This is a genomic window from Aeromonas finlandensis, from assembly GCF_000764645.1.
Classification (GTDB): Bacteria; Pseudomonadota; Gammaproteobacteria; order Enterobacterales; family Aeromonadaceae; genus Aeromonas; species Aeromonas finlandensis.
Window position 1 is genome coordinate 1 of sequence record NZ_JRGK01000316.1, and the last position, 8,873, is coordinate 8,873.

Annotated in this window: 8 protein-coding genes; 3 read left to right on the forward strand and 5 right to left on the reverse strand. The window is 60.6% G+C overall.

The annotated features are described in order from the left end of the window. Positions 1-135: 135 nt before the first annotated feature. From dnaX to LD28_RS0119785, 3 genes are all read right to left on the reverse strand, one after another. A complete protein-coding gene (dnaX, locus tag LD28_RS0119775) occupies positions 136-2,739 on the reverse strand; it encodes a DNA polymerase III subunit gamma/tau (RefSeq protein WP_033138621.1) in 2,604 nt (867 codons plus the stop codon). Between the two features lie 172 nt (positions 2,740-2,911). Continuing rightward, the gene (gene apt / locus LD28_RS0119780; RefSeq protein WP_005333447.1) at positions 2,912-3,457 is read right to left on the reverse strand and encodes an adenine phosphoribosyltransferase; all 546 of its coding nucleotides are present in this window, start codon (positions 3,455-3,457) and stop codon (positions 2,912-2,914) included. Between the two features lie 134 nt (positions 3,458-3,591). Beyond that, positions 3,592-3,969 (reverse strand): YbaN family protein, encoded by a 378-nt coding sequence (locus tag LD28_RS0119785; protein WP_005352406.1) that lies wholly within the window; start codon positions 3,967-3,969, stop codon positions 3,592-3,594. A 123-nt stretch (positions 3,970-4,092) separates the two neighbouring features. Here LD28_RS0119785 and dusC point away from each other — a divergent pair, with 123 nt between their 5' ends. From dusC to LD28_RS0119800, 3 genes are all read left to right on the forward strand, one after another. Next, on the forward strand, positions 4,093-5,037 hold the full coding sequence (gene dusC, locus LD28_RS0119790) for a tRNA dihydrouridine(16) synthase DusC (protein WP_033138622.1): 945 nt from the start codon (positions 4,093-4,095) through the stop codon (positions 5,035-5,037). A 97-nt stretch (positions 5,038-5,134) separates the two neighbouring features. Continuing rightward, positions 5,135-5,503 (forward strand): TraR/DksA family transcriptional regulator, encoded by a 369-nt coding sequence (locus tag LD28_RS0119795; RefSeq protein ID WP_033138623.1) that lies wholly within the window; start codon positions 5,135-5,137, stop codon positions 5,501-5,503. A 139-nt stretch (positions 5,504-5,642) separates the two neighbouring features. Further along, positions 5,643-6,380 carry a substrate-binding periplasmic protein gene (locus LD28_RS0119800; RefSeq protein ID WP_081959638.1) on the forward strand — a complete coding sequence of 246 codons (738 nt, stop codon included), beginning with the start codon at positions 5,643-5,645 and terminating at the stop codon, positions 6,378-6,380. A 46-nt stretch (positions 6,381-6,426) separates the two neighbouring features. Here the strand turns inward: LD28_RS0119800 and yjjG are convergent, their stop codons facing one another. Together yjjG and LD28_RS0119810 are read right to left on the reverse strand one after the other, a co-directional pair. After that, entirely contained in the window at positions 6,427-7,107 is a 681-nt protein-coding gene (gene yjjG / locus LD28_RS0119805) for a pyrimidine 5'-nucleotidase (RefSeq protein WP_033138625.1), read from the reverse strand. Between the two features lie 14 nt (positions 7,108-7,121). Further along, the gene (locus LD28_RS0119810; RefSeq protein ID WP_033138626.1) at positions 7,122-8,621 is read right to left on the reverse strand and encodes a M17 family metallopeptidase; all 1,500 of its coding nucleotides are present in this window, start codon (positions 8,619-8,621) and stop codon (positions 7,122-7,124) included. Positions 8,622-8,873: the final 252 nt, after the last annotated feature.

Below are 8,873 nucleotides of genomic sequence, written 5' to 3' on the forward strand. Positions count from 1 at the left end.
CATTCCACCTTTACCAAACATATGTCGTCTCTCGTCTTGAAATCCGGCATCCAGCGCCGGGCTGTGGGCTTGTCTGTCCTAGATGGGGACAGCCAAACTGCTTTTCAACCGGAAGCAAGCTCCCGGCCACGGAATTTAGCGGTTGAGGGGCTCGATGCTCTCGTGATGAAGCACGGCACCAAACCGCTGAACTAAAAACTGCACGTTGGGATCCTGCTCCAGATCCCGGGTCACCTGCTCGCGCACCCCCAGATAAAGGCGGTGTTCGATCTCAAGGGGGGTCTCCTTGTCAGGCACCACACCGAGCGTTACCTCGACCTGTACCGGTTGCCCCAGCGCTGGCCCAATGATCTCGGCCAGATCGGCGCGCGCCTTGTCGCTAACCAGATGGCGCTGTTCGGGCTTGAGGGTCAGCAACACCTTATCCCCCTCCCGCGTCATCACCGAGTTGATGGCCAGCTGGCGCAGCCGTCCACCCACCTGGGTGTGGGCAATCAACTCGGCCCAAGCGTCGCCGCAACCATTGAGCAGTGACGAGGGAATAAGACGGGTCGCCTCCCCCTCTTGCGGCTCCTCATCGCTCTCGAGCTCGTCCCAATCGATGGTCTCCATCACCGGCTGGGCTGGCTCGTTCTGCGCCACAGGGGCAGCAGCCACAGCCGTGGTAGCAACGGGTGCCACCGGCTGGGTCGCAGGGGCTGGCATCACCGCAGGCGCCGTCGCGCTGCGCTCGCCGGGTCGATAGTTCGGCTGCCCGTCGAGATCCCAGGGTGGCAGATCGGTTGGCTGGGCCGGTGCCGTGACGGGGGCGTGGCTCATCACCGGAGTCTGCTCGGCAAAGCCCTGATTGAGGTACTCTTCGTATTCCCCGTTGTCACCCTGCGGCTCGTAACCGTCGCCATAGAGATCCACTGGCGGCAGATCATCATAGTGTCCCATCGTCGCCATCCCCTGCCCGGCCGGTTGGCTGACCGGAGCAGGCTGTTGGGTGACGACTGGAGCAGCAGCGGGCGCGACAGGGCGAGCCGGTGCAACCGGCACTGCGCGCGGCGCGGGCGCCGCCGGGGCATCCTGACCACGCTGGCGGCTGCGCAGCATATTTCGTTTGCCAAGCAGGCTCTGCATGCTCGATACCGCAGACACGGCTTCAGGTGCGGCAACCGGCTCGGTTGTCGGTTCGAGCGCGGGCTCGGCTGCAGATTCGAAGGCGGCGGTCAGCGGCTCGCCACGGGAATAGGCCGCATCGGCTGCGGCAGGCGCGCCATCATCAGCGGGCTGCATGGCAGAGTGTGCTGACATATCAGGCTGCGCAGCAGAGAGGGTTGGCTCTGGTTGATAACCCATGCCTGCGGCTTCGCGCAACAGCTCATCCTGCTGGCTAAACAGCTCGGCGGCTTGCGCCTCCTCCTCGCTGTCGGCGGGGTTGCCGGTGTCATCCGCCGCAGGGGCCAGCTCAGGCAGAACGGCATCAGCCACTGGCGCAGCACTGCTGGCAACCGGCGGGCTGGCTAGCGGTGCGGGCACGGCGCCGCTGATCGGTGCCAGCGCGGCCGATTCAGCGGCCGGGCGCTTTCCCGGCAAAGAAGCTACCGGAGTTGCGCTGCTCGTCATTGACGGGGGCAACGTAGTGAGGCTGGCCGGATGCAGGGCATCGCGCCTTGGCGAGAAGGCGAGCATCCGCAGGCAGGTCATCTCCAGCGCGGTGCGGCCATCGGGTGCCCAGGGCAGATCTTTACGGCCACCCAGCACAATCTGGTAGCAGAGCTGCACCTCTTCCGGGCTCATCGCCTTGGCCAGTTGCAGCAGGGAGTCGGCATCCGCCCCCTGCTCCTGCACGCTGGCAGGCAGCAGCTGCGCCATGGCGATGCGATGGAGCAAGCCTTCCAGCTCGGCGTGGAGCTGATCAAAATCGGGGCCCAGGGTGGCGATTTCGGTGATCTTGGCCATGGTCGCGGGGGCATCTTGCCGCAAAATGGCTTCCAGCAGTTGGTGCAGATGGCGGTGATCGAGCGTCCCCAGCATCGCCAGCACGCTCTCGAGGCGAACGCTGCCGTTGCCGTGGGCCAGCGCCTGATCGGTCAGGCTCAGGGCATCGCGCATACTGCCGTCGGCGGCCTTGGCCAGTGCCAGCAGGGCCCGCGGCTCAAACGGCTGACCCTCCTGATCCAGCACCCATTCGAGCTGCTTGGCGATCTGGGTCTGATCCAGACTCTTCAGATGAAACTGCAGGCAACGCGAGAGGATGGTAATGGGCAGCTTCTGCGGATCCGTGGTGGCCAGCAGAAACTTCACATAGGGGGGTGGCTCTTCCAGGGTTTTCAGCAGCGCGTTGAAGCTGTGACGCGACAACATGTGCACTTCATCGATGAGGTAGACCTTGAAGCGGCCACGGGCCGGGCGGTACTGCACGTTGTCGAGCAGCTCGCGGGTATCTTCCACCTTGGTGCGGGACGCCGCGTCAATCTCCAGCAGGTCGACAAAGTTGCCCTGATCGATCTCGCGGCAGGTATCGCAGACGCCACACGGGTGGCTGCTGATCCCCTGCTCGCAGTTGAGGCTCTTGGCCAGAATACGGGCGATGGTGGTCTTGCCGACCCCGCGGGTACCGCTCAGCAGATAGGCGTGATGCAGCCGTCCCTGATCCAGGGCGTTGGTCAAGGCGGTCAGCACATGTTGCTGGCCTACCACTTGTTCAAACGTATGGGGGCGCCATTTACGCGCCAGAACCTGATAGCTCATAAATCCATCATGCAGGGAAGACAGGGCATTGAGGCCGGATGCTAACACAAATGGCGGGCTGGCTGTATCGGCTATCGGTCAGAGCAGGAGGGATCGCTTGATTTTCAAACCGATGCCCGCAAGGGCACCGGTTCAACGCAGGCCCGATGCAGAGGATCGGGCCGAAGAGGCATTACTCGCCGGCCAGTTCGACCAGTGAGACCACCTTGATGCCAGCGGCAGTCAGGCGGGCATCGCCACCCAGAGACGGCAGGGAGATGATGAAGGCCGCATCGGCCACTTCACCACCGGCGCGGCGGATCAGCTTGACGGTCGCATCGACGGTACCACCGGTCGCCAGCAGATCGTCCACCACCAGCACCTTGTCACCGGGCACGATGGCATCGGTGTGCAGTTGCAGGGTATCGGTGCCGTACTCGAGGGCATAGGACTCCTCGATCACTTCGCGCGGCAGCTTGCCCGGCTTGCGGACCGGCACGAAACCCAGCCCCATGGCGAAGGCGACCGGTGCACCGAAAATGAAGCCACGGGCTTCGGTGCCAACAATCTTGGTGATCCCTTGATCACGATAATGATTGGCCAGCAGATCGATGGTGGCCTTGAAGGCCTCGGCGTTCTCGATCAGGCTGGTGATGTCACGAAACAGAATGCCCGGCTTCGGATAGTCGGGAATGGTCTTGATGCTTGCTTCGATAAATTTCAGGGTTTCCGGATTCATGTGTTGACCGCTTATTTTTTTGACCCAGGGGTGGCCATTTTTTCTCAATTCCCTTCTGCGGGAAATAAAAAAGCCTGTCACGCAAAAATGACAGGCCGACTCCATAGCATTATTGCTGCAATAGCTTAGGGACTTCACTTCACCATTGCAACTGGCTCCAGCACCGGCAGGCGCATTAACCAGGTGAGCAGGATCACCATTATGACAACCAGCAGCCCCTTGACCCACAGCAGTGGCACCACCGCCAGCGACACCGAGAAGGTGAGCAGAATGAAGATAATGGCGCGCCGTCTGGCCTGGCGACGAATGCCGCGATACTGCTGCCAATCGACGATGGGCGGACCAAACCAGGGATGGGTCAGCAACCAGCGATGAAAACGGGGCGACGAGCGGGCAAACAGGGCGGCAGCCAGCAACATGAAGGGGGTAGTCGGCAAAAGCGGCAGCACAATGCCCACGATACCGGTGGCAAATGCCAGCCACCCGAGCGCCATCAGACACCAACGCTTCATTCCTGCTCCTTGTATGATTTATCTCCCTCTAGCCTAACAGAGTTTGAGCGGGTGCTGACAGCAGGCCGCAACCCCACTACAATCTGCGCTCTTTTTTCTCCCCACTCTCGTCGGAAAACCGTTATGCGCGTTATTTTGGCCCCCATGCAGGGGGTACTGGATCACCTGATGCGGGAGGTACTCACCTCCGTCAATGATTACGATCTCTGCGTGAGCGAGTTTATCCGGGTCGTCGATCAGCTGCTGCCCGCCAAGGTGTTCTACCGCCTCTGCCCTGAACTGCTGCAAGATGGCAAGACCCGTGCAGGCACCCCGGTACGGGTGCAACTGCTGGGGCAACACCCCGAGTGGCTGGCCGAGAACGCCGTGCGCGCCATCGAGCTCGGCTCCCCCGGCGTCGATCTCAACTTCGGCTGCCCCGCCCCCACGGTCAACAAGAGCAAGGGCGGCGCGGTGCTGCTCAAAGAGCCCGAGACCATCTACCGCATCGTCAAGGCGGTGCGCGACGCAGTGCCCGCCCATCTGCCGGTGAGCGCCAAAATTCGCCTCGGTTACGATGACAAGGATCTCTATCTGGAAAACGCCCTGGCGGTCTTCCAGGGCGGCGCCAACGAGCTGGCCGTCCATGCCCGCACCAAGCGCGAAGGGTACAAGGCCCCCGCCCACTGGGAGTATGTGGACGCCATCCGCCGCGCCCTGCCCATCCCCGTCACCGCCAACGGCGAGATTTGGGATCATAAAGATGCCCTCACCTGCGCCAGCGTCTCCGGCTGCGATGCCCTGATGGTCGGGCGCGGCGCCATCTCCCTGCCCAATCTGGCCAACGTGATGAAAACCGGCTGCCCCCACATGAGCTGGGCCGAGGTACTGCAGTTGATGGTGAGCTACACCGAGCAGGATCTGGCCAGCGAAAAAGCTGACTATTACCCCAGCCGCATCAAACAGTGGTTCAGCTATCTCAAGCGGGAATATCCCGAAGCGGACCTGCTGTTTCAGGAGATCCGGGTGCTCAAAGAGACAGATCCCATCCGCGATGCCCTGCTGCAAGCGGCCAAAAGCCACGGCTAACCACGTTTAACTTGACGCATGTCATCTTGATAGTGTTATCGGATCCCTATACTGCCCCGAATCTGTCGTCTGTCCTGTGGGGGATAATGTGTGTGAAATGACGCAAGCACAGTTGACTGTCTGGCGTAATCGCCTGCTGTCCGACTGGGCCCAAGTACGAGAAACGCTGATCGGTCAGCTCAAAGCCTGTCGCCGTGACGAATGGGCCGAACAGGTCGATCACTGCGCGCAGGATCAACTGGTGGAACTGACCAGCCGACTGGATCTGCCAAAGTTGGAGCAGAGCGTGGCCCGCCTCAAGCGGATCGACGCGGCACTCTGCCAGATGGATCTCGGCATCTATGGCCTCTGCTCCGATTGTGAAGAGCAACTGACCATCGAACAGCTGGAGCAAGACCCGACCCTGCAACGCTGCCCACGCTGTGAAACCCGCTATCGCAAGGGATTCCACGCCCACGAACTATGAGAGATGCACTTCTGTGCATCTGCTCCATTCTCAGCACTGGTTACTCCATCGTTCCTGTCCAATACTCAACCATATCAGTCGGTTCGAGGGGTGAGTTGTGTACAGACTCTTGTTGGTATGGTGTTTATGCTGCCAGACGATGGCACAGGAGTCCTTGATCGTCGGCTGGACAGACTGGCAACCCTTCAGCTTTCACGATGAACAACAGCAGATCCGGGGACTGGATATAGAACTGGTCAACGCTATCTTCCTGCGGGCCGGTTATCAGGCCAGATTCAGCGAAATGCCCTGGGCCAGGGTGCTCCATGAACTGCGCTTTGGCACGGTTCAGCTGGCCATGTCAGCCAATATCACCGCCGAACGGCAACAATATGCCCGCTTCACTCACCCTTATCGGGAAGAGGAGACGGTCATCATCATCCGCCGCCAGGATGAGCCCCGCTGGCGCGGGATCACCTCGCTGGACGAGCTACGCAAGACACCCGATTTCCACATTGGCGTACTCAAGGGATTTGATTACGGCGACACCTTTCGCCAGCTGATGGGGCAGCCAGAGATGCAAGCGCGCCTGCTGCTGCGGCTAAAACTTGATCAACTGTTGAAGATGCTTAATGCAGGGCGGATCCAGGGACTTATTCTCGATCCCCATGGTATGCAGGAGTGGGTGCATCAAGGCCTCGCCCTCGACGAACTGTATATCCTGCTGCACATCCAACGAACCCCGGTACACCTGATGCTGAGCCAAAAAAGCACCACACAGCACCAGCTGGACCGGCTTAATCAGGCAATCGACGAGTTGAAGCAAAGCCCGGAGTACCAGCAAATCCTTGAGCGCTACGAAATGGTGCCTGCTCATCAAGCTATCACGGGGGAGTGATCTCCCCCGCCCGCATTACCTGATCAGTCTGCAGTCGCAGCGCCAGTTACTGCCCCAATACAATCCTTGAGAGACGAGAGAAGTGGTGGATCTCGTGGGTTGCATCGCACTCACCCGCTTGCCGCTCAGGGTTATACCAGCAGGTCGCCAGCCCCTGTGCCGCCGCACCGGCGATATCTGTCTTGGGGTTGTCACCCACCATCAGCACCCGAGCCGGATCTGGCTGCCCCATCAGGGAGAGGGTGTGCTGGAAAATGGCCGGTGCTGGCTTGGTCACCCGGATCTCGTCGGAGATCACCAGCGGCTCAAACCACTCGCTCCAGCCCAGTTTGCCGAGCCGCCCCCGCTGGGGCACGCTGAAACCATTGGTGATAATCCCCATCCGCACCTTGCTGCGAAGCTGCTGCAGGGTCTCGAGCACCCCTTCGAGGGGCATGCTCAGGGCAACAATCTGTTCCAGAAAGGTGTTGTTCATCGCCATGGGATCGGCAGCAACCTGCTGGGCAAAGAGGGAGAAGCGGGTCTGCTGCAACGCCGTTGCATCGATCTCGCCATCGTTGTACTGCTGCCAAAGCCCGTGGTTGAGGGCGTGATACTGCGCCATGCTGGCGTCATCAGCCTGTACACCATAGATCTGCAGGGTTTGCGTCAGCGCTTCGACGACCGGGAAATCGAGCAGGGTTTCATCCAAATCGAACAGCACCCAGTCATAGCTTGGTTTTTTCACATAACTCCTTGTTATCATTCAGATTGTTCAGAAGTTTGGCGGCCAACTCTGCCAAGCGGGCTGGCCAGCAGATCCAGCGTTAGCCGCACGCCAAACCCGGTCACTTCGCTGGAGACCACCCCATTGCCCCCCTTGTTGCGAAAACCGCTCAGGTCGAAGTGCAGCCAGGGGGTCTGCTCGGGCACAAAGTGGGCAAGGAAACGGGCCGCATCGATGTGATCCGGCGAACTGCCCGGCGCACACTGCAACAGATCGGCCCACTCGCTCTCGATGTTGTCGTCGAAATCATCATCGAGCGGGAAGGGCCAAATCCGCTCACCGCTGCGCTGACCCAGATTAACCAGTGATGCCATCCATTCACTGCGGTTGGTAAAGACGCCGCTGTAGCGGCTGCCCAGCGCCCGTTTGCAGGCCCCGGTCAGGGTCGCGTAATCGAGTAGCAGATCCGGGGTATCCTGCACCGCCATCGCCAGGGTGTCAGCCAGCACCATTCGCCCTTCGGCATCGGTGTCGACCACCTCAATAGAGGTGCCATTGATAGCGGTCACCACCTCGCCGGGACGATAGGCGTGAGGGCCGATATGGTTCTCGGCAATGGCCAGCCAGCAGTGCACTTCATAAGGCAGCTGGGCTCGGCTGATGGCATAGAGGGTGCCCAGCGCCACTGCGCTCCCCCCCATATCCAGATGCATGCCATACATGCTGCCGGAGACCTTGAGGTTGTAACCGCCTGAGTCGTGGCAGATCCCCTTGCCCACCAACGCAATGCGGCGCACCGGCTTGGGCGGGTAGTAGCTGAGCTTGACCATGGCACCCTGATTGTCTTCCGAGCCACGGGCCACCGCCAAAAAAGCGCCCGCCCCCAACTCGGCCAGCTGGGCCTGATCATAATGCTGGCACTGCCACCCCTCATCCTGCGCAAGCTGAGTAACAAACTCGCGATAGCTGGCCGCCGTCAGCTCGGAGGCGGGTAACACCGCCAGATGACGGGCCAGCCCGTTGCCTCCCGCTTCGCTGTAGAGGCGTGCCAGATCCAGCACCACCGCGGGGGAGACCCGGATCTGCTGATAAGTCCAGCTGCTTTCACTGCGGCGCTTGCTGGTCGGCAACGGGATATTGGCGGCCAACAAGGCTGACAATATCAGCTCTGCCAGCATCACCCGCTCGGAGGGAGCAAAGCCTTCCAGATGCAGCCCCAGCCGCTCCACATTGAGCCCTGACAGAGGGGCGATCCAGCCTCGGACCTGTTTATAGAGACGGTGATCCCGCGTCACACTGCCGGCAACAAACACCACCTGCAACAGGGTGTTGCCATGCATCAGGGTAAAGGGGGCTTTTTTTCCCAGCGCAAGCTGGGTCTTGACACCCGCCAGGGCGGGCAACGAGAGCAAGGCCTCCTTCTGCTCTTCGGCGATCAGCAGCAGTTGCAACGGCAGCCCCTGGGCAAGGGCGTCGGCCAGCGTGGCATCCCGGCTTTCAATAGCAGGAGGAAGATAGGTGAAGGGAGTGATCACAGGCGTGTGCCTCATCCATGAAGAGATACCTGATGATACCCAACAAATGGTTGATGCGACCAGTTTTGGTCTTGAAAAAGCGTCAGAAATAGCAGCAATCACCAGATGGTGACGAGCATCAAGAAGGATTGTTCAACAAGAGAAGGATTGGCAATGCAAGAAGGGAATGATCAGAAAGTTGGTTGCGGGGGCCGGATTTGAACCGACGACCTTCGGGTTATGAGCCCGACGAGCTACCGAGCTGCTCCACCC